At 35.4% G+C, this 26,996-nt stretch carries 25 protein-coding genes and 1 pseudogene; 21 read left to right on the top strand and 5 right to left on the bottom strand.

Annotation, left to right across the window (positions count from 1 at the left end):
• Positions 1-230: P-loop NTPase family protein (locus tag G4D63_RS14035; protein ID WP_476727078.1), on the top strand; the 230-nt coding region annotated here is incomplete at its 5' end.
• Between the two features lie 183 nt (positions 231-413).
• Entirely contained in the window at positions 414-1,184 is a 771-nt protein-coding gene (locus G4D63_RS14030; RefSeq protein ID WP_163180267.1) for a phosphotransferase family protein, read from the top strand.
• 184 nt (positions 1,185-1,368) lie between these two features.
• Here the strand turns inward: G4D63_RS14030 and G4D63_RS14025 are convergent, their stop codons facing one another.
• A complete protein-coding gene (locus tag G4D63_RS14025; protein ID WP_338083665.1) occupies positions 1,369-1,656 on the bottom strand; it encodes a DUF1259 domain-containing protein in 288 nt (95 codons plus the stop codon).
• A 771-nt stretch (positions 1,657-2,427) separates the two neighbouring features.
• Here G4D63_RS14025 and fabZ point away from each other — a divergent pair.
• The 4 genes from fabZ (at position 2,428) to G4D63_RS14005 (ending at position 4,668) form a co-directional block, all read left to right on the top strand.
• The gene (gene fabZ / locus G4D63_RS14020; RefSeq protein WP_163180266.1) at positions 2,428-2,853 is read left to right on the top strand and encodes a 3-hydroxyacyl-ACP dehydratase FabZ; all 426 of its coding nucleotides are present in this window, start codon (positions 2,428-2,430) and stop codon (positions 2,851-2,853) included.
• Positions 2,854-2,906: 53 nt separating this feature from the next.
• Positions 2,907-3,389 carry a histidine phosphatase family protein gene (locus G4D63_RS14015; protein ID WP_163180265.1) on the top strand — a complete coding sequence of 161 codons (483 nt, stop codon included), beginning with the start codon at positions 2,907-2,909 and terminating at the stop codon, positions 3,387-3,389.
• Positions 3,390-3,439: 50 nt separating this feature from the next.
• Positions 3,440-4,054, top strand: a complete 615-nt coding sequence (locus tag G4D63_RS14010; protein ID WP_163180264.1) for a DUF2785 domain-containing protein — start codon at positions 3,440-3,442, stop codon at positions 4,052-4,054.
• 110 nt (positions 4,055-4,164) lie between these two features.
• Positions 4,165-4,668 carry a DNA topology modulation protein gene (locus G4D63_RS14005; RefSeq protein WP_163180263.1) on the top strand — a complete coding sequence of 168 codons (504 nt, stop codon included), beginning with the start codon at positions 4,165-4,167 and terminating at the stop codon, positions 4,666-4,668.
• 428 nt (positions 4,669-5,096) lie between these two features.
• On the opposite strand, the pseudogene G4D63_RS14000 reads toward G4D63_RS14005, so the two are convergent.
• Positions 5,097-5,768: pseudogene (locus G4D63_RS14000) on the bottom strand (transposase); the annotation flags it as partial.
• A gap of 331 nt (positions 5,769-6,099) precedes the next feature.
• Between G4D63_RS14000 and G4D63_RS13995 the strand changes: the two are divergent.
• The 13 genes from G4D63_RS13995 to G4D63_RS13935 all read left to right on the top strand — a co-directional run bounded on the left by G4D63_RS13995 (position 6,100) and on the right by G4D63_RS13935 (position 24,194).
• Positions 6,100-6,249 (top strand): hypothetical protein, encoded by a 150-nt coding sequence (locus G4D63_RS13995; RefSeq protein ID WP_163180262.1) that lies wholly within the window; start codon positions 6,100-6,102, stop codon positions 6,247-6,249.
• Between the two features lie 530 nt (positions 6,250-6,779).
• The gene (locus tag G4D63_RS13990) at positions 6,780-7,643 is read left to right on the top strand and encodes a DMT family transporter (protein ID WP_338023943.1); all 864 of its coding nucleotides are present in this window, start codon (positions 6,780-6,782) and stop codon (positions 7,641-7,643) included.
• Between the two features lie 29 nt (positions 7,644-7,672).
• A complete protein-coding gene (gene nikA, locus G4D63_RS13985) occupies positions 7,673-9,235 on the top strand; it encodes a nickel ABC transporter substrate-binding protein (protein WP_239585961.1) in 1,563 nt (520 codons plus the stop codon).
• 78 nt (positions 9,236-9,313) lie between these two features.
• On the top strand, positions 9,314-10,264 hold the full coding sequence (nikB, locus tag G4D63_RS13980) for a nickel ABC transporter permease (protein ID WP_163180261.1): 951 nt from the start codon (positions 9,314-9,316) through the stop codon (positions 10,262-10,264).
• Positions 10,264-11,115 (top strand): nickel transporter permease, encoded by an 852-nt coding sequence (gene nikC, locus G4D63_RS13975; protein WP_163180260.1) that lies wholly within the window; start codon positions 10,264-10,266, stop codon positions 11,113-11,115. Before nikB ends, nikC begins: the two co-directional genes overlap by 1 nt.
• On the top strand, positions 11,108-11,929 hold the full coding sequence (locus tag G4D63_RS13970) for an ATP-binding cassette domain-containing protein (RefSeq protein WP_163180259.1): 822 nt from the start codon (positions 11,108-11,110) through the stop codon (positions 11,927-11,929). The genes nikC and G4D63_RS13970 overlap by 8 nt, the downstream gene beginning before the upstream one ends.
• Positions 11,926-12,702, top strand: a complete 777-nt coding sequence (locus tag G4D63_RS13965; RefSeq protein ID WP_163180258.1) for an ABC transporter ATP-binding protein — start codon at positions 11,926-11,928, stop codon at positions 12,700-12,702. The genes G4D63_RS13970 and G4D63_RS13965 overlap by 4 nt, the downstream gene beginning before the upstream one ends.
• Positions 12,703-12,745: 43 nt before the next feature.
• On the top strand, positions 12,746-14,092 hold the full coding sequence (locus G4D63_RS13960) for an MATE family efflux transporter (RefSeq protein WP_163180257.1): 1,347 nt from the start codon (positions 12,746-12,748) through the stop codon (positions 14,090-14,092).
• A gap of 334 nt (positions 14,093-14,426) precedes the next feature.
• Positions 14,427-14,780, top strand: coding sequence for a hypothetical protein (locus G4D63_RS13955; protein WP_163180256.1), 354 nt, complete (start codon positions 14,427-14,429; stop codon positions 14,778-14,780).
• A gap of 182 nt (positions 14,781-14,962) precedes the next feature.
• Complete coding sequence (locus G4D63_RS13950) at positions 14,963-15,634, top strand: LbetaH domain-containing protein (protein WP_163180255.1); 672 nt, start codon at positions 14,963-14,965, stop codon at positions 15,632-15,634.
• 387 nt (positions 15,635-16,021) lie between these two features.
• Positions 16,022-18,550, top strand: coding sequence for a GH39 family glycosyl hydrolase (locus tag G4D63_RS13945; protein ID WP_163180254.1), 2,529 nt, complete (start codon positions 16,022-16,024; stop codon positions 18,548-18,550).
• Positions 18,551-19,037: 487 nt separating this feature from the next.
• Entirely contained in the window at positions 19,038-21,785 is a 2,748-nt protein-coding gene (locus G4D63_RS13940) for a glycoside hydrolase family 3 N-terminal domain-containing protein (protein ID WP_163180253.1), read from the top strand.
• A 75-nt stretch (positions 21,786-21,860) separates the two neighbouring features.
• Positions 21,861-24,194, top strand: a complete 2,334-nt coding sequence (locus G4D63_RS13935; protein ID WP_163180252.1) for a glycoside hydrolase family 3 C-terminal domain-containing protein — start codon at positions 21,861-21,863, stop codon at positions 24,192-24,194.
• A 160-nt stretch (positions 24,195-24,354) separates the two neighbouring features.
• Here G4D63_RS13935 and G4D63_RS22110 read toward each other — a convergent pair whose 3' ends face one another.
• From G4D63_RS22110 to G4D63_RS13925, 3 genes are all read right to left on the bottom strand, one after another.
• Complete coding sequence (locus G4D63_RS22110; RefSeq protein WP_275580294.1) at positions 24,355-24,486, bottom strand: hypothetical protein; 132 nt, start codon at positions 24,484-24,486, stop codon at positions 24,355-24,357.
• A gap of 276 nt (positions 24,487-24,762) precedes the next feature.
• Positions 24,763-25,254: a hypothetical protein gene (locus G4D63_RS13930; RefSeq protein WP_163180251.1), complete on the bottom strand. Its 492-nt coding sequence runs from the start codon at positions 25,252-25,254 to the stop codon at positions 24,763-24,765.
• Between the two features lie 71 nt (positions 25,255-25,325).
• Complete coding sequence (locus G4D63_RS13925; RefSeq protein ID WP_163180250.1) at positions 25,326-25,802, bottom strand: staygreen family protein; 477 nt, start codon at positions 25,800-25,802, stop codon at positions 25,326-25,328.
• Positions 25,803-26,169: 367 nt separating this feature from the next.
• Between G4D63_RS13925 and G4D63_RS13920 the strand changes: the two genes are divergently transcribed.
• Positions 26,170-26,607: a hypothetical protein gene (locus G4D63_RS13920; protein ID WP_163180308.1), complete on the top strand. Its 438-nt coding sequence runs from the start codon at positions 26,170-26,172 to the stop codon at positions 26,605-26,607.
• A gap of 192 nt (positions 26,608-26,799) precedes the next feature.
• Positions 26,800-26,922, top strand: a complete 123-nt coding sequence (locus tag G4D63_RS13915) for a YokU family protein (RefSeq protein ID WP_163180249.1) — start codon at positions 26,800-26,802, stop codon at positions 26,920-26,922.
• Positions 26,923-26,996: the final 74 nt, after the last annotated feature.

Here is a 26,996-nt window from a genome sequence, read left to right as displayed (position 1 = left end):
GTGTTTACCGTGCTTTCAAAAGAATGATGCAATACCGAAATAAGACAAGACCAGATATGGGGGAAGGCTGCGAAGAAAGAATTGATTTAAACTTTTTAAAATGGATATGGGATTACCCAAATTCTAAAAGACCAGACATTTTAAAAAAGCTAGAACAATTGTCAGAAGATAAAAAAGTTATTATTTTAAAATCACCGAATGAGGTTCAAAGGTTTTTAGATAAGTTTTAATGATGGACTTTATTCAACTATATAGGTGCGTTGATCCAAGAAGGATTAACGCTTATTTTTATAGAAGTTACTCTACTAACGGTCAGGGTTTATTTAAGAAAAAATAAGTATATAGAGGGTAAATACACAATTCCAGAGAATATTTTATATAGATTCGAAGAGGAATTGGGAGATGGGGATTATATGGATGAAAGTTTACAGAGGAAGATAGAGGAAGTAATAGGTTCCATAAATAAGATTAACTTACTAGATGAACAAGGTTGGACCTCGGAGGTTCGTAGAATTTTTACAGGGGATCGTTCATATTTACTTAAAAGTTCCTATAAAGAAAAATACAGAACATGGTTGAAGGCCGAGGCTCAGGTTTTAAAAATACTTAATAAGAAAAAAATCATTTCAGTTCCTGAATACTATGGTTTTATTGAGGGAAAGGATAGTGACCACCTAATAATGTCATTTGAGGATGGAATGACATTAACGGCAGCTTTAACCAAAGCAACTTCATCCACCGAAAGGAAATCGTTAATTAGGAGTTTTGGACAATTTCTTCATCAATTTCATGAAAAAGAGCCGCTTGAAATTCTTAAAGGAGAGGGAGACTGGTTAGAAGGTCAGCTAATAAAAGCACAAAGCTATGTTGAAAATGGACAAACTGGGGGTAGTATAAAACTATTAAACCATCTAAAGACTAAAAAGCCTACACCAGTAATACAGACTATGATACATGGTGATTGCACAACGGATAATGTATTTGTGATTAATGGAGAAGTTCAACTATTTATTGATATAGCTGGTATGACAGTAGGAGACCCTCGATATGATGAATCCTTAGCAATAAGAAAATTTATGGATAACCCTGAATATTTAACTGCCTTTTATGAAGGTTATACTCGGTATAGAGTGACAAAGGAAGAATTTTTTTATTTCGATGAGGGAGTATATGAATTTTTCTAGTTCAAATATACTTTCCTTTACATTTTAGTCACACAAACGTTTCACATATCCTAACTAATTAAAGTGGTTCCACTAAAGGAGCTGTTTTGTTTATAGGAATCGAATTATAGACAAAAGCTGTGTAATAATAAAAGATGATTTTTAAGTAAAAATAAAGCTCTCAAAATGAGAGCTAAAAATCAAATTAAAATAAACCTGCTTCTTTCGCTGCTTCAAAACTATCTCTAGCAAATTCAAAAGGATTATCAATTTTCTCCCAGTGTATATACATTAGTCTTGGTTCATCGAATAACCAATGGTTGTGCAGAGCAGTAACTAATATATTTCTTTTTCGAAGAGCGGATATAAAGGGATTAATTTCCTTTTGAAGAATAACTGTTTCACCTAAATTTAGGGTTCTCCCATTTTTGGGATTTTCAAATGATAATGCAAATGGTAAGGACAGTGGGGATCGTGTTCTCCTATTTAGGATTGTCGCATTTATATTTCTTAGTCTTGAAACTACACATCCCCATCAGAGGGTTGAGCAGTACCACCAATTATTCTAGCTAATCTTTCACAATTGGATGACATTATTATTCACCTCCTTACACTAGCAAGCTATGTAAGAAGGTACAAGCTTGTATAGACAACAGTACATTGACTTTAAAAATGGTTAAATGTGCTTATGAGTATAACTTAATGCATAGTAGTGCAAGTAGGATTTCGTCATTTTTTACTACGTAATACGCAATAAACAACTCTATTTTAGTGAATTTTGTGAAGGATTTCACTTAATAGAACGGTCGGATTGTTAAGGACTTTTATATTTATGTAACTTTTTAAATTTTAATAACGTCTAAAAAATAAAGAAGGGAAAGTTACATTGGAGAGAATTTTTAACTTATTTTTATGTTTTATTATAGGTATTGCATTTATGATAGTTCCTATAAAATGATTACATTTTTGAAGGACTTTCACCGACAATTCCATCTCCATATAATTGGACTTTTAATTGTTTTATTTTTTGGTTTCATTCATATTTATAATGGCTAAAAAAATTTAAAGAAAGATAATTATTTTCTTCAAGTTACAAGAGCGTATCTGGAAGAAGCAGACACACTCTTCGCTATTGGGAATGTTAGTTTAAGATTGTAAATCCTTATTAGTAAAATGAAGTATGTTTTTTTTTTTTTAAAATTAGTACCAAGTAATAGTAGTAAGTTTTAAAATATTTATGGACAATATTATTGGAGGGATAAAATTGTTAGATATTCAAGAAATAAAACAAATTATAAAACATCGTTATCCGGTTCTTTTGATAGATAAAATATTAGAATTAGAAGAGGGAAAAAGGGGTATTGGAATTAAAAATGTTTCAATAAATGAGTATTATTTTAATGGTCATTTCCCTAACTACCCTGTTATGCCAGGTGTTTTCATCGTTGAAGCTTTGGCTCAAGTAAGTGCAGTTGTCATGCTAACTAAAGAGGAGAACAAAGGACGATTAGGACTGTTAGCAGGTATCGATAATTGTCGATTTAAAAAGCAAGTAAAACCTGGGGACCAATTACGCCTTGAAGTAGAAATTACTCGATTAAAAGGTCCTATCGGTAAAGGAAAAGGAATAGCCACAGTGGATGGAGAATTGGTTTGCGAGACAGATATAATTTTTGCATTTGGTGATTAACATAATTAAATCAATAATTTAGGTAATGATTATCGGGTAAGAGGAGATTATTTATGGAAATATCATTGATCAGACATGGAAAATCATTGCTTACTGATAATGATAAAATAACTTGTATGAGGTTTAGGGAATGGGTTGAAAAGTATGATTTTAATGGGGTGTTTGAAGAGTCAACATATCCTTCACAGACTCTTGATAAAATTACAACAGCAAAAATTGTAATTACCAGTGATTTAAAAAGGTCAGTAGAATCAGCAAAAATATTAAATGCAAAACTAAAAACAATTTCTAACCCTTTGTTTCGAGAAACTGAGTTACCTACACCTTCATTGAAATTATTAAGTCTCAAGTTGAGACCGAGTATTTGGGGAGTCCTTTTAAGATTAATATGGTTTAGTGGATACTCTAACGAATGCGAGTCTTTGATTGATGCAAAATTGAGAGCGAAAATAGCATCACAACAATTAATTGATTATGCTGATGAATATAAATCGGTTATAATGCATTTGGAAAACTTGTTCTCGGGGACTATTTAACAATAAAACAAATGAATCACATTATTGAAGTTTGTCTTAGAAACTTATTTTTGGATATTGGTCAAAAAGAAAATGACTCAGTATTTACTCGTTCTTTTTCCGCTTTAGTTATTGTATTAGTCCTAAAGAAAGATAGGCAAAAGCGGTTTTTGTCAGATGAAATGTTGAAACAGGCGATTGAGGATAGTATTAAATATTTGAAACTTGAAGAAGATATTCGTGGCTATGTGGTTGAAAAAGGATGGGCACATAGTATTGCACACGGAGCAGATTTATTAAAAGAAGCTATAAGTCATCCTAATTTCAATATTAAGCTATCTTCTAAGTGTCTTGAAACAATTAAACTATGTTTATTCAAAGATAGCTCAAAAGAATTACCATTTGTTGATGAAGAAGAGGAAAGACTTATCTTTGCAGTAGAAGCCCTTCAAGAGAAAGGTGTATCTGATAGTGAAATGGAAAATTGGATATTAAAAATTTCTGATGAGTTAAATGAACTTTTAGAAAAAGAAGGATATAGTTTAAACTTCTTCTGGAAGAAAACAAATGTTATAAACTTTCTACGAGGATTTTATTTTAGACTGCTTTACAGAAATAATTGTTTAAAATTACGAGATAGTATAGCGTATATCTTAGAACAATGGCATAAACAAATGTACAATTAAACATCAAAGATTAGAAATCTTGCTTATCAAACAAATGGGGGCAAGTGTTCAACAAGGGAACAGTTGCTTCTCGTGCTAACGGTGCAGGATAACTCAATAAGGGGGATATAATGAAAAAGGTTGTACTTATTGGTTCAGGTGGTTCAGGCAAATCCACACTGGCAAGGCAATTAGGGGAAAAGCTAAAAATAAATGTTTACCACCTTGATTCCTTATTTTGGAAACCTAATTGGGTAGGAGTGCTAAAGGATGAACAAAAAAAAGTTCAAAATGACTTAGTGAATAAAGAAGAATGGATTATCGATGGAAACTATGGTGGGACAATGGATATAAGGCTTAATGCAGCAGATACTATAATCTTTCTTGATATTCATAGAACAATTTGTGTTTACCGTGCTTTCAAAAGAATGATGCAATACCGAAATAAGACAAGACCAGATATGGGGGAAGGCTGCGAAGAAAGAATTGATTTAAACTTTTTGAAATGGATATGGAATTACCCAAAATCTAAAAGACCAGACATTATAAAAAAGCTGGAACAATTGTTAGAGGATAAAAAAGTTATTATATTAAAATCACCGAATGAGGTTCAAAGGTTTTTAGATAAGATTTAATGATGGCACCTTATTCAACTCCCTCAGTTTGATACTATTATCTCTCGAATGCTCACTTATTCGCAGGATTTCATACCCCTTGAAAAAGGATTTACGGGTATAGAAACGAGTTCGGATCATTTTGGCTTCGTGAAGGCATAGTTAAATAAAGGAGTTAGCTATTACTCCATATTTTACCATATAATGTACATCTCCACGCCGCCCCTGGAGGCTTTCCCTCCCATGTCTCAACGGGTCAAATGCCCTCTCATTCCTTCGTCATGCCTATCCAAGGGGTGGAGGCCAGTTATGCTAACGGGATGGGTCATATTGCCCTTTTGTTGAATAAACCTGGTACTCCGTACATATTTGAAATCCTACGAATAAGAAAACATTCAAGATTAAAGATATAGACTAATATTTTCCAAGCCCTTTAGTATCTATTTTTCCTAAGCTGCTAAAGGGATTGTAGCTTGTACTTTATGTGGATTATAAGACTCGTTTCGTCTTGCTATTCCTACAAACATTCTTGCTAATTTACCTATGAGTTTCATAATTGACTTCATCTTCTTCAAGTTCTTTACCTCCACATTATGGGTATGAATAGCTTTAAACTCAGGGTTGTTCATCACAAGGCTCATAGTGGCTAAGTAAAGGAAACGTCGAAGTCTTGACCTACCACGCTTCGAAATGACAATTTGCCCCTTCCATTTTCCAGAACTTGCTTCAGCTAGATGTAATCCTGCATGACGTAATAGAGAATTCCCATGAGAGAATCCAGATAGATCACCTGCTTCGCCTAAAATCCCTGCTAATGAGATTTCACTTATCCCCTTTATCATAAGCAGTTTCTTCGCGAATGGTATTTGATTGAGAACTTCTTTTACTTGTTGTTCAACTCTATCGAGCTGTTTTACTGCTAGGTCATATTCTTCTAACAATTGTTCTAAGTGAAATTTATAAGCATCAAGTGCTTGTCCAGTTCCAATAGAAAATTTTGCTAGACTGATTAGTAATTGAGCTTTTTTAAATCCTGGTTGTCTTTTCATTAATGATTTCCATCCTGTCATCACATCTAGTGGCTCCATTGAAGATATTTCATCTGGTAACGGAAACAAACGATTAACTTAAATTAGTATCAAGTAATAGTAGTAAGTTTTAAAAAGGTATATAGACAATATTATTGAACGGATTAAATTGTTAGAGATTCAAGAACTAAAACAAATTATAAAACATCGTTATCCAGTTCTTTTGGTAGAGCGCTGAACAACCAAGAAATGCTATGAAATGAAAACCTTTATGCGATGAATTATTTTACTAAGTTTTATTTTTGCTGATATTTGCAAAGTTAGCAGTACACTAATAAAGTAATAGGGTTTACTTCAGTGATATAAGGTATATTATAATTGTTGAATAGATTCTCTTTAAAGACAAGAAAAGTAGGTGAACAAATTGGGAAAATATCAATTGGATGCCAAAGGTCAGGTAGCTGTGACAAAGTTTCATGAAAAACAGACGCCTGCCAAATTTGATAAAAAGCAGCAACTTGAAAAAATTCGTGCGGAGTATTTGAAAAAAAAGCAAAAACAAACAGATAAATAATATGAATGAAAAACATAGGCAGACTAAAATCTCTCTATGTTTTTCTTATTTGAAGATTTTTTTTCAATTGATGATCGATGAAAATTAAGATGATAGTTCTTGATTGCATTTTTATTGTTTTTCATACTTATTTTAAAAACGCATTCACTTGTTCGTCGTAGCAATCCTGGTGGGGGAGGGACGGTTTTCTCCGCGGGGAAAGTAAGTACCTGCAGCGAATTGAATCGGGCAAAATATAAAGTGAAATTTTGAATTATTGATTTAAAAAAAGTAAATGTTTCTATATGTACCATGAGTACGAATTATACCTAACCACAAAAATAATTCGTAATAATTACGATTTGTATTGACGAACAAATTCAGTTTTCGTATATTAATCTAGTACAAATCAAAATGATTACGATATATAAACTGGTAATTAACGAATTTTTTTAAAAAAAATTTAACCTCAAATCGTAATGATTTGGATTTACGTTAAAGGGGAGATGACTTATCTAATCATATTTAATGAGAGTTTTTGGAGGTAGTTTGTGAAAAAAGGAATTATGCTTGCAATTGCTTCAGCATTTACATTTAGTATTATGAACGTCTTCGTGAAGGCGGCCAGTGAAACAATTCCGGTGTCACAAATAGTGTTCTTTCGTAGTGTGATAGGTGCATTGCTTATTTTCTTAATAATGAGGAAAGAGAGAGTCACTTTTTCAAAAAAGGGCATTCCGATGCTGGTGCTAAGAGGAGTCCTAGGTGCTCTTTATCTACTAGCTTACTTTTATACAATTGCCCATATTCCACTAGGAGATGCTAGTATTCTAGCTCATCTGTCACCATTCTTTGCGATCTTGCTATCTAGTTATTTTTTAAAAGAAAGAATGACAAGAAGAATGCTTATGCTTTTTCCGTTCTTTATTTTGGGTGCCCTGTTTTTAATCAATCCTTTTAACTATGAATCTTACACAGTTTATGCGCTTGTCGGAGTGTTAAGTGCCTTTCTTGCAGCATGTGCTGCAACCTCGATTAGATATTTAAGTAGGTCGCATCACAAATATGAGATTGTTTTTTATTTTTTGGCAGCTGGAACGATTGTATCACTTCCTCTGATGTGGAATGAATTTGTTGTTCCTTCCCTAACAGGCTGGTTTTACCTAATCTGCATAGGTATTGTTTCGCTCGTAGGTCAACTTGTTCTAACGAGTGCGTTTACTCACGAAAATATTATAGTGGTTGAGGTTGTTAGATACATAGGAATCTTCTTTAATGTGGTTTGGGGATTTATTTTTTGGGGTGAGGTCTTAAGTTTGTATTCAATAATTGGTGGTGCAATTATTATTGGTGCATCGATTGCATTATCAAGGAAAAAGACTCATTCACCTAAATTCAAGAAAGTCCTTACTTAACATAACTTTACAAAAATAGGAGTGTAATAATGAAGTATATAAACAAGACGATATTTTATATGTTACTAGCTTTACTCTTTGCTTTTTTAGCGGGTTGTTCAAATAATGAGACGAAATCAGTATCCCAAGATAAAGACGTTGCCAATGAATCAGCTGCTACAGCTGAGAAGTCCGTTACCTTACTATTTAGCTTTGCATCAAAAACGATTGATCCACATCAAGACTGGATGGGAGTCCGTGCAGGAATTGCAGAGACGTTAGTAAAGGTTGATGAGAATTTAGAGATTCAGCCTTGGGTAGCAGAGACATGGGAGCAAGTCGATCCGGTTACGTGGAAGTTTACGATTCGTGATGGTGTAAAGTTTCATGATGGAACACCTGTTGATGGTGAGGCGGTTAAGGCTTCATTTGAACGTTTGTTGAGTGTAAACGAGTCAATCGGAGCGAACTTGAAAATTGAATCTATGGTAGCTAGTGGTCAAGACATCAGTTTTACAACGAATGAACCTTATCCTGCTTTTCTTTCGGAGTTAGTTCATACGAATGCTTCCATCATTAAGGTGGATGCTGAAAATCATAGCGAAAAGCCAATTGCGACTGGGCCATTCGAGGTCGTTAGTTTTACGCCTGAATCAGAAATTAACTTAAAAAGATATGAAGGCTATTGGGATGGTGCGGCAAAACTGGATAAAGTAACAATAAAGTTTAATTCAGATGGTAATGTGCGTGCGCTTGCTCTTCAATCAGGAGAAGCAGACATTGCATTCCATCTACCACCTGAAGCTTTAGCTCCAATTGAAAGTCGAGAAGACTTACGAGTCGAATCGGTTTCAAGCTTACGTGTACATTTCCTTCTTTATAATGCTCAAAAACCGGCATTACAGGATGTGAATGTTAGAAGAGCACTAGACAAATTGATTAATAGACCTGTTGCAGTGAGTGAAATTATGAATGGGCATGCGACGGAAGCATCAGGTCCATTCAACCCTAACTTTGCCTTTGCGGGAGAAAAAGCTCCTGAAGAATATGATCCAAAACAAGCAGAGTTACTTTTAAAAGAAGCTGGCTATGAGAAAAATGCAAATGGAATATTAGAGAAAAACGGTGAGCCTCTTGAGTTGAAATTGGCAACTTATCAGGGTAGACCAGAGCTTCCTTTAATGGCGCAATACTTACAAGCTGAAGCGGCTAGCCTCGGAATTAAAATAGACATTGTTACTGTTGAAGATATTGATAGTTACTTATGGGAGCAACAGGATGAGTGGGATTTAGTGACGTATTCAAACTTAACAGCTCCTCGTGGAGATGGTGGATATTTTCTAAATGTAGCGTATTTACCAGAAGGTGGTTTGAATCCTGGTCAAATCAATATTCCAGAGCTAAATGAGATTACACAACAACTAAATAGTACAGCAAATCTTGATGACCGAATTGAGTTACAGAAGAAAGCTGTTGAGATGATCCAAGATGAGGTACCACATTCATTTATTTTGCACCCACATATTATCGTTGGTGTAAATGAACGAATTAAGAATTGGCAGCCTGGTTCAGAAGAGTACTACTTAATTACAAATAAAATGGATGTAGAATAATTAACTAAGTGAAAGTATCAAACTGATACTTTCACTTTTCGTGGTTTTAAAGAAATTGTAATGAGGTAGGTGAATCTTGTGTTTAGAATATTTTCCATGGTTGGCTCTAGGGTTATTCAATTAGTAATGACTGTATTGGTTCTTTCTTTTTTTACATTTGTTTTAATGAAAGTTACACCAGGTGACCCAATAAGAGAAATACTGAAGGTCGATGATGTGGTAGCTACGAAAGCGGATGAGGAAAGGTTACTGAAGGAATATGGCTTTGACCAACCGATACTCGTCCAATATCGTGAATGGATTTTAAATGTAGTAAGGTTTGATTTAGGAGAGTCGGTTATTTCTAAGAGACCTGTGTTGGACATGATTATGAGCAGGTTACCATCGACGCTTGCCTTAGCCTTTGGTGGTTTACTGTCTCTTTTTCTCATTGCTGTACCACTCGGGGTAGTTGGTGCCGTCTATGAAGGGAAGTGGCCAGATTACATAAGTAGATGGATTGCCATGATAGGAGCATCTATTCCAAGCTTTTGGCTAGGGTTACTATTTATCTACTTTTTCTCGCTAAAACTTAATCTTCTACCCGTAATGGGAAAAGGGACAATAGCGCATTATATTCTTCCTTCAATTACGCTAGGAATTGCGATGGCACCGATGTATATCAGGCTTTTACGTGAACGGCTAATTTCCACCCTGCAAAGCCCTTACATTGAAGCAGCAAGGGCACGGGGATTAGGAAAAGGTCATGTACTTCTTTTCCATGCCTTGAGAGGAAGCATGGTTCCATTGGTTACGATGTTTGGACTTAGTGTTGGAAGCTTACTTGGTGGAATCACCGTGATTGAAATTTTGTTCTCTTGGCCAGGTATGGGTGAACTCATTGTTCAAGCCGTCATGCAACGAGATTATCCAGTAATTCAAGGATACATTCTGATTGTAGGAACACTTGTTGTGTTCACAAATCTCATTGTGGACTTATTGTACTTAGTGATCAATCCGCAAATGGAACAAAGAAGGGAGATTGCATAATGGAAGCCATAATTGCCAGAACTTCAACCATTCTTCGTAACCCTAATTTAATAATTGGTGGCTTCCTAGCTATAGGTCTTTCCCTTTTAACCTTTTTCGGTAGCAGTCTTGTTCCACACGATCCCTTTTATGTTGATATGGGGAATCGATTACAGGGTGCATCTTTCACTCATTGGCTTGGAACAGACCAGCTAGGAAGGGATGTTTTCTCAAGAATCATTTATGGAGCAAAATTAACGATCGGCTTAGGTATTTTTGCTATTTTGGTAGCCATAATCATCGGCGTTCCAATTGGACTATTATCTGGCTTCTATGGAGGGAGAATAGATGCCTTTTTGATGAGGGTTGTAGATGGAATCTTATCCTTTCCAGATTTCATTTTAGCAATTGCAATTGCTGGTATTTTAGGACCAAACTTAACTAATGTGATTATTGCGATTGTTCTAGTAAGGTGGATTGTTTATGCACGTGTCGTTCGTGGTCTTGTGTTAGCTGAAAAAGAAAAGGAATATGTTTTAGCTTCAAAGCTGTCGCATTCAAGTGCCTTTAAAACAATTCGTGTTCATCTTATCCCTCATGTAATGCCTGACATTATTGTGATGGCTGCAATTGATATCGGTAAGATAATTTTACTGATTTCCGCACTGTCATATATTGGTATAGGAGCTCAGCCACCCATTCCAGAATGGGGTGCAATGCTGAATGAAGGAAGAAGTTATTTTCAAGTGGTACCCTCTCTCATGATTTACCCTGGTCTAGCCATAATGGTAACGGTTTTGTGCTGTAATCTTTTAGGGGATGGTTTAAAAAGTTATTTTGATACAAGAAAAGGAGGCCGTCGTTTTGAATAGACCCCTACTTTCTATTGAAAATTTGTTCATTAAAGGTAAAACAGATGAAAAGGTATTTATCAATAATATTTCAATTAAGCTAACAGAAGGAGAAATCGTTAGTTTAATTGGCGAGAGTGGTAGTGGTAAAAGCTTAACGGCAAGAGCGATACTTGGTCTCCTACCTTTAACAATGAGTGTATATGGCAGGATCTATTTTAAAAACAAGGATGTATTATCCCTCTCTTCAAAGGAACACCGTACCCTTTTAGGAAATGAAATAGGAATGATTTTTCAAGATTACCGAGGCACTTTTACGCCCTTCATTAAAATTGGTAAACAGATGGTCGAAACGATCCGCACACATCAGAAAATGAGTAAAAAGGAGGCGAAGGAGGTTGCTTACCAAGTACTTGAAAAGATGGGATTAGATTCAAAAAAGACCTATCAAAGGTATCCCTTTCAATTAAGTGGTGGTCAAACGCAACGTGCAGCTATCGCCTTGGCACTTGCTTTAAGACCTTCATTAATCATTTGTGATGAAATGACAACAGCTTTAGATGTCATTAGCGGTGAGAAGGTGTTGGATTATATTGACCAACTAAGAAAAGAGACAGGTTGCGCAGTATTAATGATTACCCACGATCTCACATTAGCTTATAAACGAGCAGACCGTATATATGTGATGAATCAGGGAGAAATCGTGGAAGAAGGGTTCTCAGAGGAAATTCGTTGTTACCATAAGCATCCGTATACGAAAAAACTATGCTCCTGCCTGCTTACTCTACCAAATGAAGTGGCAGGTAATCAAAAGGAGAGAGTGGAGTCTTTATGAGTTTACTAAAGGTAGATCGTTTATCAAAAAAGTACACTAAAAATGTTCAAGCCTTGGATGATGTTTCCTTCTCTGTAAATGAAGGTGAATGCATTGGGATTGTTGGTGAAAGTGGAAGTGGTAAAAGTACATTAGCAAAGGTTCTCGTTGGGCTTGAATCATATCGGGATGGTACGGTTCTATTTAATGGGATCCCAATCCTACCAAAAAAGAGGGACTTATTACGTCAGTTCCGTAAAAATGTACAAATGATTTTTCAGGACTCTACCAGTAGTTTAAACCCGAAACTTCCAGTTTGGAAAAGTATCCTTGAACCACTAGATAACTTTAAAGAAGTATCACCTTCTTTCTTAAACATAAAAGGACTATCAAGAAAAGAGATAGCTGAAGAGTTAATGGAAATTGTTGGACTGGACCGAAGTTTGAGTGAAAGGTATCCGGAAGAATTAAGCGGAGGACAAAAACAAAGAGTTGGGATTGCTAGGGCGATTAGCATTGAGCCCTTACTTTTAGTATGTGATGAACCTACTGCCAGCCTAGATGTGACTGTCCAAGTTCAAATCTTAAGGTTGTTAAAGGAGCTTCAGAAAACGAAGAACCTTACCATCCTATTTATCTCACATGATTTAAGAGCTGTTTCGTACCTTTGTGAAAAAGTGATAGTTTTAAAGGACGGTAGGATGGTTGATTCTTTTGGACTAGCTGATCTATATCAAGAAGAGCGACATGAGTATACAAAAGCACTTATTAAGGCAGCTTCTTTGGATAGATAGGGATTGAGTTACTGGAGCAATCTGGAGAAGAGGTGTGAAAGGTATGAAAGTAGCAGCGACTTCTGTTACTTTAGGTAATTCAGCGCCGTTAGGCCATCGGCAGTATTTAGCATTAGCACTCCCACTTATTATTTCTGGAATTTCAACTCCCATTTTAGGTGCGGTTGATACAGCAGTTGTTGGTAGGATGCCGGTACCTGCGGCGATTGGTGGGGTGGCCATTGGCGCAGTAATTTTTAATACAATGTATTGGCTGCTTGGCTTTCTAAGAGTGAGTACAAGCGGATTTACTGCACAGGCTGAAGGAGCAAATAATGAAAACGAAATGCTCGCTTCCTTCTTCAGACCAGCTATTTTAGCCCTTATTTTTGGATTATTATTTATAGTTCTTCAACAGCCAATTATTAACATAGCACTACCTTTGATTGGTGGGACAAAGGAAGTTTCAGTCTATGCAGAGACCTACTTCTCCATACGAATATGGGGTGCCCCCTTTATTCTATTAAGTTATGTGATCATTGGATGGCTGATTGGGATGGGGAAGGTCAAGTTAGCCTTAGCCACTCAGATTGTCATGAATATGCTGAACATTGTACTTGATGTTGTGTTTGTATTAGGACTAGGGCTGGGTGTTGCTGGAGTAGCCTATGCAACTCTAATTGCTGAAGTTAGCGCAATTCTATTTGGAATTTGGATCATTCTCAAAACAAAAAAAATAGACTTTAGTAAGTTTAACATTCCTTTATTACTAGAGGCTGAAGCTATAGTGAAAACGGTTAAGGTGAATCGGGATTTGTTTTTACGAACCGTTTGTTTGCTAACGATGACCGTTATTTTTACTGTAAAAGGTGCAAGTATGGGAGAAGTTACGCTAGCAGCAAATGCGATTTTACTCCAGATTCATTACATTATGGCTTATTTACTAGGTGGATTTGCCAATGCCTCTAGCATTCTAGTGGGAAGGGCTATAGGAGGAAAAAATGAATCTCTATATAAAAGGGCATATATCCTTTCGGCTCAATGGGGCATATTAACAGCCGTGCTATTGTCCTTTGCCATAATGAACTTTGGGAATGAGCTTATTTCATTTTTCACAACGATTACTTCAGTACAAGAAGTTGCAAGTAGTTTGCTAGTATGGATGGCTATTTTTCCAATCGTTGGTTTCTGGGGCTTACTACTAGAAGGAATCTTTTCAGGTGCAACTGAGGCTAAACCAGTTAGAGATTCTATATTTATGGCTCTGTTACTCTTTTTAGCAGCTATTTGGTTTCTTGTACCAATCTATCAAAACCAAGGTGTTTGGCTTGCTTTTGTACTATTTAGTCTAGGTCGCTCTGTATTTCTTTGGTTACATGTGCCGAAGTTGAGAAGTACAAAGTTTTGTTAAATATGATCATGGAACAAATATAAGAATCAATAAGGACAGTCATTTGACTGTCTCTTTTCATCCCATATTCCACTTGTCATATGTCCAATCAAAAATTTAATTTTAATGGGAAAAGAAAAATGTTACTCCTTTTTGAAGTACCGGAGAAGGATCGTAGAAGAAAAAATGGTATTATTATGTAGGAAACTTTTTACTAAAAGGGGGTTAAAGAATGAAGTTGAGAGTGTTCTTCGGTTTTTTTATATAGTAATTTTATCGGGATGTTCATTAACAGAGTAATACGTGTGCGTAAAAGAATTGTCTTACTACTCTTATCATGAAAGGGCTGGTATAAATGTCAAAGGAGATTATTTTTATATACAACGCTAAAAGTGGGGTATGGAATGGAATTCTTGATAGTCTTCATAAATTATCATCTCCTGAAACATACCCGTGTGAGCTGTGTCAGCTAACTTATGGGTTAACTTCAATGAACTGGGAGTGGAAGAGCTATCTTCGGACTCTTCCATATAAAGTAACGTTTCTGCACCTTGACGAACTAGGGAGTAGCATCCCGAAAGTTCAATTTCCTGCTGCCCTCTTAAAGAGAAGAAATGGGTATGAGCTGCTTATTAGTAAGGAAGAGATGAAAAGTTGTAAAGATGTAAAAGATCTTATTATCTTATTGAACTCAAAATTTGTAGATTAGTAAGAAGCTAGGTATCCAAGGACACTGTGAATTAAAGCCCCACTCTACATACATCCCTCTTAAAAAATGAAACTATATATTTGTAGTAACCTTATGTAAAGAAAAGTTGTGAATAAAACTCATATATCTGATGTACCATCAATACACTTCTTTCATACCAAGTATTTTGAAAGGAGAATAGTATGAACCCAGCAGGACCGTATAACATGTACACCTACTTTATAGGAGCCAATCCTGTTACATCATTTAATCCAGTTTCTTACTATCCCCTCATTGACCCTTCTAGTTATTTAAGCCCTTTTTCATACATTGTGGGTAAAGTGTTCATTAGAAAAAACGTTTTTATTGGACCATTTGTCAGCATTAGAGCAGATGAAGGCACTCCATTTTTTATTGGAAGTGATAGTAATTTGCAGGATGGTGTAATTTTACATGGATTAAAACAAAAATATGTGACGGTACAAAATAAACGTTTCTCCATTTTTATTGGGAAGAGAGTGACGTGTGCACATGGTTCATTAATCCATGGACCAGTTTATATTGGGCATGATACCTTTGTTGGATTTAATGCCATCGTTTATAATGCGAAAGTGGAGGAAGGCTGCTTTATTTCTTCAGGAGCGGTTGTGACAAATGGAGTTACTTTAAAAGCCAATCGCTTTGTTCCTCCTGGGGCAAGTATTGATTCTCAGGACAAAGCTGATTCCCTTAAATCTGTCCCAAAATCTTCAGAAGAGTTTGCAAAGGACGTACAACGAGTAAACCGTGAATTTCCACCTAGTTATTCACTATTTTTCGGTGAGACTAGGTGCTCTTGTGGTCTATATACTGGATTAGAATTTGTAACTAGTTAAGTTTATTTATGGATGATTTTTCCCCTTAAATTAATCAAATTATAAATAGGCACTTAGCAATGAGTGCCTTTGTCATGTAAATAATTGAACTTGGTTCTACAGATAGAAAGCTGGAACAACTCCTCCTGTAGTCTTCGGTTGTTCTATTACTTTATTATATACATTCTTGGGGTTTAGGTTATAAAATGCGAGCCAAAACTAAGATAATAAGCTAGGTAGATAACATTATAAAAGTCTGTTTCCATGATTATAGGAAACAGACTTTTTCTTGGTTTAAATACATTGAGGCATAGGCGAATATCTATTCAGCTAGAATTAATAAACCTAGTTGTTAACACATTCTTATTATGCTAAAGTAAATTTAATTTTTAGGGAAGGAGAATGAAAATGGATACCCGTTACCAATATGAGCAAATAGATTATCAAGTAGATTTGCCAGTTAAAATTTTCACACAAACTGTTGAACGTTTTCCATTTCATTGGCACGAGGATCTTGAACTCCTTTTCGTTCTGGATGGTTCCTTAGAGATAAGAGTTAATCGGGATAGCTTTAACCTTGAAGAGGGGGATTTGTTCCTCGTGAATGGGAACGAACTCCATTTCGTTAATTCTAAGACTACAGTAGGAAAAACACATGTTTTAGCTCTTCAAATTGATCATAAATATGTAAAGAAACATAATATTAACCTTTCAGAAAAAAGGTTTTATTTAAACTCTAAAGAAATGGGAACTAAATCCACATACTCCCTTAGTCATATCAAATACATTCTAGCGAATATGATGGATCTCATACTTAACAGAAAGAATCTCTACCACTTAAAAATTGAGAAATTATTACTCGAGTTAGTCGTCATTCTTTTGGAACATTATGAACTTCCTACACAGACTAAAGAAAAAGAAATAGATCGCGATCACAGGCTGCTAGAGATACTAAAATATATGAATCACCACTGTATGGATTCCCAATTAAGTTTACAGGAAATTGCAGATGAGTTTTCTTTAAATCCTCAATATTTGTCAAGATATTTTAAGTTAAACGTTGGAGAATCTTTTAAGAAGAAACTAGACAGTATAAGGCTTAATAAATCATTATTTTCATTAAGGACAACAGATGAGAAGATTACTGAAATAGCACTAAAATATGGTTTCCCAGATAGTAAAGCTTATTACAGGGTATTCAAGGAAGTAGTTGGAATTACACCGATGCAATATCGAGAGCAATATAAGGTTGATATTGAAAAAAACATTCCTAAAGATTATTTGAATATTAATAGCCGTGAATCACTAGCGAACTTATTCAAACACCTTGAGAAAAAAGAAAATAGAACTGACGAAAATAGAAAAGATCTGAAAGTCGCTGGGGAACAAAATCAAATAAACATGAAGCAATCAAAAGGGAAGGTTACTCCAACCTTTACTAAATTAATGACCTTCGGATATGCTCCTCATGCTCTTAGAAGGGATTTTACGGATCAGCTACATCAAATCCAAAAGGAAATTGGGTTTGAGTATGTTCGATTTCATGGTATCTTTGCCGATCAACTTCTTGTTTATAATGAGAAGAAGGATGGAACATATTACTTCAATTTTAATCATATTGACTCTCTTTTAGATAATTTATTACAAGCAAATGTTAAGCCTTTCATTGAAATAGGCTTTATGCCAAAGGATTTAGCGAGTACAGAAGATAAAATTTTCTGGTGGAATGCTTATGTCTCTCCACCTAAGGAAATGAATCGGTGGTTAGCATTGTTAGAGGCATTTTTCAAACATATCATAAACCGCTACGGTTTAATGGAGGTAAGAACCTGGTATTTTGAATTTTGGAATGAACCTGAGGTTAGAAGCTTTTGGTCGGGAACTGAAGAAGAGTTTTTTAATTTGTATGAAAAAAGTTATAAAAGAGTTAAAAACATTGATTCTGAAATTAGACTAGGTGGATTTGGACTTATGTCACTTGCAGGCTCCTGGTTGGAAAACTTTGAGTCCTTCATGAAGGAAAAAAACATTCACATAGATTTTATTAGTTTTCATGTTTATAACCTTACTCATAATAGAAAACGTATAAATAAGCCATTACCTAAGCTTGATAATATTAGTGTTTCAGAAAACCCGATTGAACAATTCGCTGAATATGGAAGTGTAATGTTAGGAGATGAACATAACCTTACTATAAAAGTTGATCAGGCGATCCAAAAACTTAAAACCTATCATTTCCCTGACGAAATATGGATTTCAGAATGGAATGCAAGTATAAATAGCAGAGACTTACTTCATGATACCTGCTACATGGGTACCTTTATTGTTAAAAACTCTATTCAAAACTACTGGAAAGTGTCGGGGATGGGCTTTTGGACTTTTACAGACATATTTGAAGAGTTTCAATTAGAACAACCTTTATTTCATGGTGGTTTTGGACTCATGACTTATAATGGTATAAAAAAAGCAGCCTACCATGCCTATTATTTTCTAAGTAGGTTGGGAGACGAATTGATTTATCAAGAAGACGATATTATTGTGACAAGGAAAGGAAATGATTATCAGATTTTACTATATAATTATAGTCATCCGAATCAACTATATCGGTCATTTGATTATTCTCAATTAAATCAAACCAGTCGCTACACCGTATTTGAAACTGAAAATATAAAGACCCATGAACTACTTTTAAGTGAGGTAAATGGAAACTATCTACTAAAGAAACAATTTGTAAATAGAAAGCAAGGTTCTTCCTATGATGCATGGGTAGATATAGGGGCACCAGAACATCTAGATACAGATACAATGAACTACCTTAAAGGAAAGGCAGAACCTGGAATCCATATAGAGTCAGTAACAATAGAGGGTCAATATACCTTACATACGACACTTCAACCCCACGAGGTTCAGTTTATTGAAATGAAACAAAAGTTTTAATGAATCTTATTTGTAATACTTATAGCTAGCATTAGCCATACATTTTGTTACTACATCTACATAAAGAGCAATGGGCAATGTCACTATGACAATGTCCTTTTTTTGTGTGAAAAAGTCAAAAATCGGAATAGTATTTCTTAATTAATGGAATGTATTCGATGATGTTCGATAGTATATTGTAGCTAAGGAGTAGGACAATACTCTTTTCAAGTTACTTTCTTGTATGGAAAGGGCGGGAGGGGTAAATAAGATAAGATCCTATGCTTAATCTATAAAAAAGTGATAGGAAAAAGAGTTTTTTGGACTGAAATGGAAGCGTTATCTCGTTAATTAAAGTGGTAAGATCCAATAATAAAAGATTGTTAGATTAATTGCGTTTCACAGTTAGCACTAAGAATTTTGAATATAAGATCGCTAGGGATCCGCACACTTTATTTAAAAGTTTACAACTAGATTTGCTTTGAAATGATAGGTAGGAGGGGTCATCATGATGGAATACTTTAAAAAGAGAAAAGCAAGGAAGCAAGAAATATTACAACGTGTGAGGGAAGATAAGGCTAAACGTAAGGATAGAAAGCAGGAAATTGCTGCTATGCCAGAGGCAGAGCGAAAGGCCGCAATTGTAAGCGATAAACAATTACGAAAAGCACAAAAACAACAACGAAAAGAAGAGCTAAAATCCCTAAGTCGTAAAGAAAGAAAAGTAGCGAAAAAAGAAGCTAAAATGTACAAAAAACTTAAAAATAGACCAAGACGTATTGCGGGATGGTCAGTTGTTGCTCTGCTAGTACTAACAGTTGGTGTAACACTAGGACCAACAGTTTCAAGTGTCGTTGGAAACATTACTGGTAAACATATTACGATTGATACAACAAATGCAGAAGGTATTAAAGCCAGAGAAGCTGCTGACGTTATTTCAGAAAAAATTGCGAACGAAGGATTAGTATTATTAAGAAATGAAAATAACTCACTACCATTAGCTGATCATAGAATCAATGTATTTGGTTCTACTGCATTTAGTTTTAAGTATGGTGGTGGTGGTTCTGGTGCATCAGATCAAACGCGTGCTGTAGATTTATTTGATGCGCTTAAGGGTGCTGGGATTGAATATAATCAGGAATTATATGACTACTATACAGAACTACCAGAGCTGAAAGAAGTAACAGGTGATTCTGAAACTGGACTTGTTCAAGTTATTAAAGGAATGTTAAGTGGTGAAGAGGCATCTGGAGAACCAGATGTGAGTGATTCTGCCTTAGCCCAAGCGAAAGAGTACTCTGAAAATGCAATGATTATTATTCAGAGTGAAGGTGTGGAAGCGTCAGATGTAAGTATTGATGAATTAAAGCTATCAGATGAAATGCATAATTTAGTCAAAAAAGTAGCTGAGAACTTTAGTAACGTTACCATTATTGTAAATGCTGGGAATACTTTAGAATTAGGATTTATTGATGAGTATCCAAGTATTCAGTCCGTTCTGTGGGTTGGAACACCTGGACCATTTGGAACAAAGTCACTTGCTAAAGTACTATCAGGAGAATTAAATCCATCAGGACGTATGACTGATACGTATGTTTATGATGTTGAATCTTCACCAGCAAGTGAGAATTTTGGAGATTATCAGTATGAGAATTTAGATAAGGCTTACCTAAATTATGAAGAAGGAATTTATGTAGGATATAGATTCTATGAGACTTATTATCAAGGAAATGAAGAAGGGTACAATCAAACGGTTCAATTTCCTTTCGGTTCTGGTCTAAGTTTTACAACATTTGATTGGAATATCGTGAATTCACAATTAAATAATGATTCTATTGAATTACAAGTAGAAGTGAAAAATGCAGGCGAAGTAGCTGGTAAGGACGTGGTTCAAGTCTACTATTCTGCTCCTTACACACCAGGTGGAATTGAGAAGTCTTCCATTAACTTAGCTACATTTGCAAAAACGAAATCACTAGAACCAGGAGAGTCTGAAGTAGTAACACTTAAGTATGATACAAGAGATATGGCTTCCTACGATATGGCAAATGAGAACTATATTTTAGAACAAGGAACATACCAAATTAAACTTGGGAAGAATGTCCATGTAGTTGACAGTACACTTGATTTCGAATTAACTGAAGATCTTGTATACGAAACAGATGCTGATACAGGAACAGAATACAAAAATCGTTTTACTCAATCAGAAAACGAATTAACGATTCTATCTCGTAACGATTGGGAAGGGACATACCCATCAGATGAGGATGATTCAAAAGTTGCGTCTGATAAAGTTATTGAAAGAGTTCAAGGACATGAGTTTAATGATGATTTGGACATGCCTACAACGGGTGCTGACAATGGACTCAAATTAGAAGATTTAAAAGGACTAGATTATGATGACCCTAAGTGGGACGAATTCTTAGACCAATTAACTGTTGATCAAATGATCGATTATGTTTCAGAAGGTGCTTATCACACAAGAGAAATTGATGAGCTAGGTATTCCGAAAACAGTTTTAATGGATGGACCTGCTGGATTCAGTTTCTTCTTCAAGAAATTTGAAGCAGGTGCTTACCCAACAGAAATCGTCATGGCATCAACTTGGAATAAAGAGTTGGCCTACGAGATGGGTGAAGCTATTGGAAAAGAAGCAATTGCTTATGGAATCCATGGATGGTATGCTCCTGCTCTAAATATTCACCGTACTCCACAGGGTGGAAGAAACTTTGAGTATATGTCAGAAGACCCTGTATTAAACGGTATGATTGGTGCTGGTATGTCAAAAGGTGCACAAGATCAAGGTGTTACAGTATTTATGAAGCACTTTATAATGAATGAGCAGGAAACAAATGCACGATCGGGGCTACTAGTATGGTCTAATGAACAAGCGATGCGCGAAATTCACCTGCGTCCTTTCGAAATGACTGTAAAAGAGGCTGGTGTAACGGGTGCAATGTCTAGTTTCTCTTACGTTGATGGAAAATGGGCAAATCCAGAATTATTAAATGGAATGCTAAGAGACGAGTGGGGCTTTAAAGGTGTAGTATCTTCAGATGCGGTGTTTGGATTCATGGAACCACAAAAGGCTATAACATCTGGTAATGATTTAATGTTAGATGTTTTATCAGTTACAAAGAACAAAAAACTTTTAGAAGAAGCATATAATGAGAATCCAGAAGCAATGACAGTAGGGCTTCGAAATAGCATGCATAACTCACTATATGCAACACTTAAAACGTACCTTTTTAACTAAACTTATTTTGATATATTGAGAGAAGGCGACATACATTCGCCTTCTTCCTATTTTTAAAGAAGAGTGGTGTGAAATATGAAGTATAAAGATCTAATTAAGCAAATGACTTTAGAAGAGAAAGCTTCCCTCATGTCTGGACAGAACTTTTGGAATACAAAGGCAATTGAACGTCATGGAATTCCTTCCATTATGCTAACCGATGGACCACACGGCCTGCGTAAACAAGGTGGGAAGGCTGATCACCTAGGATTAAATAAAAGTTTACCAGCAACTTGTTACCCGACAGCCGCAACGCTAGCAAATAGTTGGGATAAGTCACTTGTCTATAACGTAGGACAAGATATTGGTAAGGAAGCTCGCAGTGAAAAAGTAAGTGTCTTACTTGGACCAGGTTTAAATATTAAACGTAATCCACTTTGTGGACGTAATTTTGAATACTTCTCTGAAGACCCATACCTAACCGGTGAACTAGCTAGTGAAATGGTAAAGGGAATTCAGTCTAATGGAATTTCAGCTTGTCCTAAGCATTATGCTGTTAATAGCCAAGAACATATGAGAATGACCATTGATGAAATAGTAGATGAACGATCGCTTCGAGAAATTTATTTAACAGGTTTTGAGAAAGTTGTCAAAGAGAGTAAACCGTATACGATGATGTCTTCTTATAATAAGGTAAATGGTGAATTTGCTAATGAAAATCAGCATTTAGCTAATGACATTTTGTATTCAGAATGGGGATTTGACGGTGTTGTTGTAACTGACTGGGGTGGGAATAATGACCGTATTGCAGGGTTAAAAGCTCACAATCAGTTAGAAATGCCATCTACTAACGGAATTACAGATAAAGAAATTGTTGATGCAATCAATAAAGGAAAATTGGATGAATCCATATTAGATAAAGCCGTAGATCAATTACTATCTCTACTATATAAAGTGCGTTTAGATGATAAAGAATCAGGACAAGTCGATTATGAAGACCATCACAACAAAGCAGTTGAGGCTGCACGTCAGTCTATGGTAATGCTTAAGAATGAAAAAAATATTCTTCCACTTAAAGCGGGAACAAAAGTAGCGGTTATTGGTGATTTTGCAAAAAATCCAAGATATCAAGGCGCAGGGAGTTCGTTAATTAATCCCTATAAATTAAGTAATCCATTTGATGGCTTACAAAAGTCCTCTTTAAAAATAGCTGGGTACGCACAAGGGTTTAAGCGTATGGGAGGAAAGAGTAGTACATTATTGGAAGAAGCAACAAGTCTTGCGAAATCTGCTGAAGTCGTGCTTTTATTTATTGGACTTGATGAAAGCAAGGAGGCTGAAGGTGTAGATAGAGAAGATTTAAAATTAGCTCAAAATCAGTTAGAGCTTGTTGAATCTTTAGTTAAGGTAAATGAGAATATAGTTGTTGTACTATCTGGTGGTGGTGCCATTGAATTACCATTTGCAGACCGGGTACAAGGAATGATCCACACGTATCTTTCTGGACAAGGTGGGGGTGAAGCAATTGTTGATGTATTGCTTGGTAAATATAATCCAAGTGGTAAATTAAGCGAAACATTCCCAATACATTACACTGATGTTCCATCCTCGGCGTACTACCCTGGACATCAAGCGACAAGTGAACATAAAGAAGGGCTATTCATTGGTTATAGATATTTTGAAACTGCAAATGTACCAGTGCGTTATCCTTTTGGCTATGGGTTATCTTATACAACATTTGACTACAGTGATATGGTGATTGATGGCTTAACCGTTAGTTTCAATTTGACAAATACTGGTGAAGTAGCTGGAGCAGAAGTTGCTCAACTGTATATTGAAAAAGTAGATTCGAAGATTATCCGATCAAAAAAAGAATTGAAAGCTTTTGATAAGGTCTACTTGGAACCAGGTGAAACGAAGCAAGTAACACTAACGTTAACGAAGCGAGATTTCTCATACTATAATCCTGAAAAGGATTGGGAGGTTGAATCAGGGACTTATAAGATTCTAGTAGGTAGTTCAATTCAAGAGATTCATTTAGAGGAAACTCTTGAGATGGAGGGTGTGGCTCCAACTGTATTCTTAAAAACTGAATTCCCGAACTACGCAGTAGCTAACGTAAAGCAAATTCCAAATTCAGAATTCGAAAAAATAGTAGGAAGAAAACTACCACCAAAAAATTGGGACCGTCATAAAGATTTAGGAATGAATGACACGATTAATCAGGCCCAGTATAAAAACTGGTTAGGAAAATTGCTTTATCATTCTATTATGTTCTTCCACTTTTTCTTTAAAAAGATTGGAAAACCATTAACAGCGAATAACGTGTACTTTGTTATTAACATGCCATTCAGACAAATTGACCGCTTTTCAGGTGGGAAAGTGAGTAAGAAGAATGTTGAGAGATTGCTAAGGTGGATCAATCGATAAGAAGGGAAGGGCTTAATAGTAAGTTGAATCAGCATTCAACTTTGTAAATGTGGAGATATTTTACAAAAAACGAAGTCCAATACAAATCAAAGATTTGAAAAATGAAAGTCCTTCTTCTTGAAGTGAAGAAGGACTTGTCATCATAGGTTAACTGTATTGTTTAGAAAGGTCCAAATAATCCACGTCGAAATCCGCGTACATATCCTGGTACAAATCCAGTTCTAAATCCACGTCTAAAACCACGACGATATACTGGTAGTGGACGACCAAACCGAGGTCCAAAAAATGGCATTTAAATCCCTCCCTTCTAACTTGTCATAGTTTATGAAATGAAACTGTTATTCGTATAGGTTAGGGACTAGTTTTGATCATATATTTAAAAATCCAAGAAATTTCTTACCTACTTCTGTTATAAACGCACTAAAGAGAGAGAACCCATATGTTATTTAACTATGGATTACCTCTTGTTTTTTCTAGTTAACATAAAAAATATGTGTTTTTTTTCTTTGAAATATATGGTGGACTAAAATAAAATGAAAACATTTTGTTTATGTTAATATAACTATCTCTAACACCAAACTATTATTTTATATGGTGTTGTTTGAGCAGGAAAACTTTTTGTGGAAGGTCCATAGATCACAATAAGATTTCGGTTCGTAGGGTCACCAGAAAAGGGTTGACCATTAATTAATAATATAGGGGTATATGGAGGTATATTTAATAGTAATGTCCCATCACTGCTTTTTAACATCTGACCAAAGTAGTCTACTTTTACACTCTGATAAGGATTCTCTTTAACTATTACAAGTGCTCGATATTGTGGTGGGTATATAAGAGGTACAGGTGCATTCCCATCATAATAACCGGTTATTCGGTCTCCTACTCTTACGATTTGATGGTCTACAAAATAAGTAGTGGGTGAAACCACAAAATTTACAATTGACCCTAAACTGTTTTCTACAGTCATTATTTTATAACAATGTTTTTCTTCATTAATCTCTCCTGTAATAAAATCACTAATCATAGTAACCGTTCCATGAAAGGATTTAAAATTTATCATTTTCAGACCTCCATTGTTTAGATATATAGGAACGTAGGTTCTGATCAATAGACGTTGTCATATTAAGCTCTTCATTGGTTTTGATTAATTTGCTGTAGATATTGTCGAGGAGTCCCGTAGTATAGAATCTGCTTGAATTCTGGATAGTTTGATTCAAAATAAATATAAATTGGTGAATCAAGTAAGATGGGATAATTTGTTAAAAAGGCAAGATCGCCAAAGATGATCCCTTTTAGTGCAGTATCCATCTCTTTTCTGAATATAGCAAAACGAACACCAGCCATTTCCTTATTAAATTCCCCACCATCCACATATGCTTTTCCGATTAAATGTAATTGGTTTTCATTTGTTTTTTGCCATTTAGCTAAAACTTCATCCCGCATGACAGAATTAATTTTCTCATAGTTGAAAATAAAGCCAATATCCAAAAATAATTCAGCAGTAAGATCAGAATGGGTAAGAGTATATTTTCTACCTTCGATTGGTCGGAAGGAATTGGCTGGAGGAATAAAGGTTACAGATAATTTTTCTGGGTTAAAGGAAGACATCGTTTCTCTCCTTTTTTTAGTTTTAATAAACGTTATCACTGTTTGAATCTAATTTAGTTTGTTTTTTGAAATCATGTAACGATCTCTGAGGTGAGTCTTTTTATAAATTATGTATGTAGTCAGAAAAAGACTACGCAAAATGCCCAGGAATAGACAAAGAATTGAAAAGAAACTCATTTGTTCAATTCAACAGTGATGGCTATATCTTTTATGTTGATAGTTTTACTGATTGTGAATGTTATATAGGTATATACACAATTGGTGGCGTACAAGGTTTTAGACAGGTGACTAATGAATAGGATGTTATTGAAAAAACTCAAGGAGTGATATTGTGTACACAAATTATGAACAAGTATTTGGGAAGAATATGTATAATCAGGACGTTTATTCTCATTCTATACCCTATCTACCTAATGATTTCTTCTATGTAAACCAAGAAGAAAGACAATTGATTCCAGGTTTTCCTTCGTTTGGAGGGATTATGGGACCGCCATCAGGTATTCCGAGTACACCTCCTCCACTTGCACCACCGAGTCAAGGAATGCAAGCAGGACCTCCTACCTCACCACCGCCTTCTTATATTCCAACACAAACACAACAAGCCCAAGCATTTGCTGTTGACCCAGGGAGTATTAGAGGATGTCTATTCAGATATACGTATGTGTGGCTAAGAGGCTTTCAGCAATTCTGGTTTTATCCAACATTTGTTGGTCGAACTTCTGTTTCAGGGTACCGCTGGAATGGATTTAGATGGGTATATTCAGGAATAAGTTTACGTCAAATTCAATCGTTTACTTGTATTTAAAAAGAAGTAATGAGGACAATGTGAATGACTTATTATTTTGGTAATTGTTATAATGAATAATTTCTTAATTGATTCAATAATCTTACCTGGCTTTGGAAGGGGCAGACCATTATTAGGGTAATCTTCTTGATTTGCTGTTTTTTTATTGAAGAGTACTTATAATAAAAAACGCAGTCCCTACGTTCGTTTGCGATGCGCCTGGTAGGATCAATTGTTTTGGTGGATACGAGGAAGAGTGGTAGTTCGATAGGGTTTAAGGAACAAATGGAATTGCCTAGGTTGTTGAAGAGGAATTATTTTGATTTTTCTTCGTAATATCTATATTTTAAAGTTGGCACTCAGGGATGGGTGCCTTTATCACGTGATGAGAGTTGGTAAAATGTCAGAGG

Origin of the sequence: Bacillus mesophilus (assembly GCF_011008845.1) — a bacterium.
In the GTDB taxonomy this organism is placed as follows: domain Bacteria; phylum Bacillota; class Bacilli; order Bacillales; family SA4; genus Bacillus_BS; species Bacillus_BS mesophilus.
The sequence above is the reverse complement of the archived record's forward strand: the minus strand, read 5'-3'. Positions and strand labels throughout refer to the sequence as shown.

What these genes read in the sequence shown, in the direction of transcription:
- nikA (WP_239585961.1), top strand. Translation starts at nt 7,673, where the DNA reads ATGAAGTATATAAACAAGACGATATTTTATATGTTACTAGCTTTACTC.
- G4D63_RS13920 (WP_163180308.1), top strand. Translation starts at nt 26,170, where the DNA reads ATGTATAATCAGGACGTTTATTCTCATTCTATACCCTATCTACCTAAT.
- G4D63_RS22110 (WP_275580294.1), bottom strand. Translation starts at nt 24,486, where the DNA reads ATGCCATTTTTTGGACCTCGGTTTGGTCGTCCACTACCAGTATATCGT.
- G4D63_RS14015 (WP_163180265.1), top strand. Translation starts at nt 2,907, where the DNA reads ATGGAAATATCATTGATCAGACATGGAAAATCATTGCTTACTGATAAT.
- G4D63_RS13945 (WP_163180254.1), top strand. Translation starts at nt 16,022, where the DNA reads ATGGATACCCGTTACCAATATGAGCAAATAGATTATCAAGTAGATTTG.
- G4D63_RS13960 (WP_163180257.1), top strand. Translation starts at nt 12,746, where the DNA reads ATGAAAGTAGCAGCGACTTCTGTTACTTTAGGTAATTCAGCGCCGTTA.
- G4D63_RS13955 (WP_163180256.1), top strand. Translation starts at nt 14,427, where the DNA reads ATGTCAAAGGAGATTATTTTTATATACAACGCTAAAAGTGGGGTATGG.
- G4D63_RS13935 (WP_163180252.1), top strand. Translation starts at nt 21,861, where the DNA reads ATGAAGTATAAAGATCTAATTAAGCAAATGACTTTAGAAGAGAAAGCT.
- G4D63_RS14030 (WP_163180267.1), top strand. Translation starts at nt 414, where the DNA reads ATGGATGAAAGTTTACAGAGGAAGATAGAGGAAGTAATAGGTTCCATA.
- nikC (WP_163180260.1), top strand. Translation starts at nt 10,264, where the DNA reads ATGGAAGCCATAATTGCCAGAACTTCAACCATTCTTCGTAACCCTAAT.
- G4D63_RS13950 (WP_163180255.1), top strand. Translation starts at nt 14,963, where the DNA reads ATGAACCCAGCAGGACCGTATAACATGTACACCTACTTTATAGGAGCC.
- G4D63_RS13930 (WP_163180251.1), bottom strand. Translation starts at nt 25,254, where the DNA reads ATGATAAATTTTAAATCCTTTCATGGAACGGTTACTATGATTAGTGAT.
- G4D63_RS14005 (WP_163180263.1), top strand. Translation starts at nt 4,165, where the DNA reads ATGAAAAAGGTTGTACTTATTGGTTCAGGTGGTTCAGGCAAATCCACA.
- G4D63_RS13915 (WP_163180249.1), top strand. Translation starts at nt 26,800, where the DNA reads ATGCGCCTGGTAGGATCAATTGTTTTGGTGGATACGAGGAAGAGTGGT.
- G4D63_RS13925 (WP_163180250.1), bottom strand. Translation starts at nt 25,802, where the DNA reads ATGTCTTCCTTTAACCCAGAAAAATTATCTGTAACCTTTATTCCTCCA.
- G4D63_RS13965 (WP_163180258.1), top strand. Translation starts at nt 11,926, where the DNA reads ATGAGTTTACTAAAGGTAGATCGTTTATCAAAAAAGTACACTAAAAAT.
- G4D63_RS13940 (WP_163180253.1), top strand. Translation starts at nt 19,038, where the DNA reads ATGATGGAATACTTTAAAAAGAGAAAAGCAAGGAAGCAAGAAATATTA.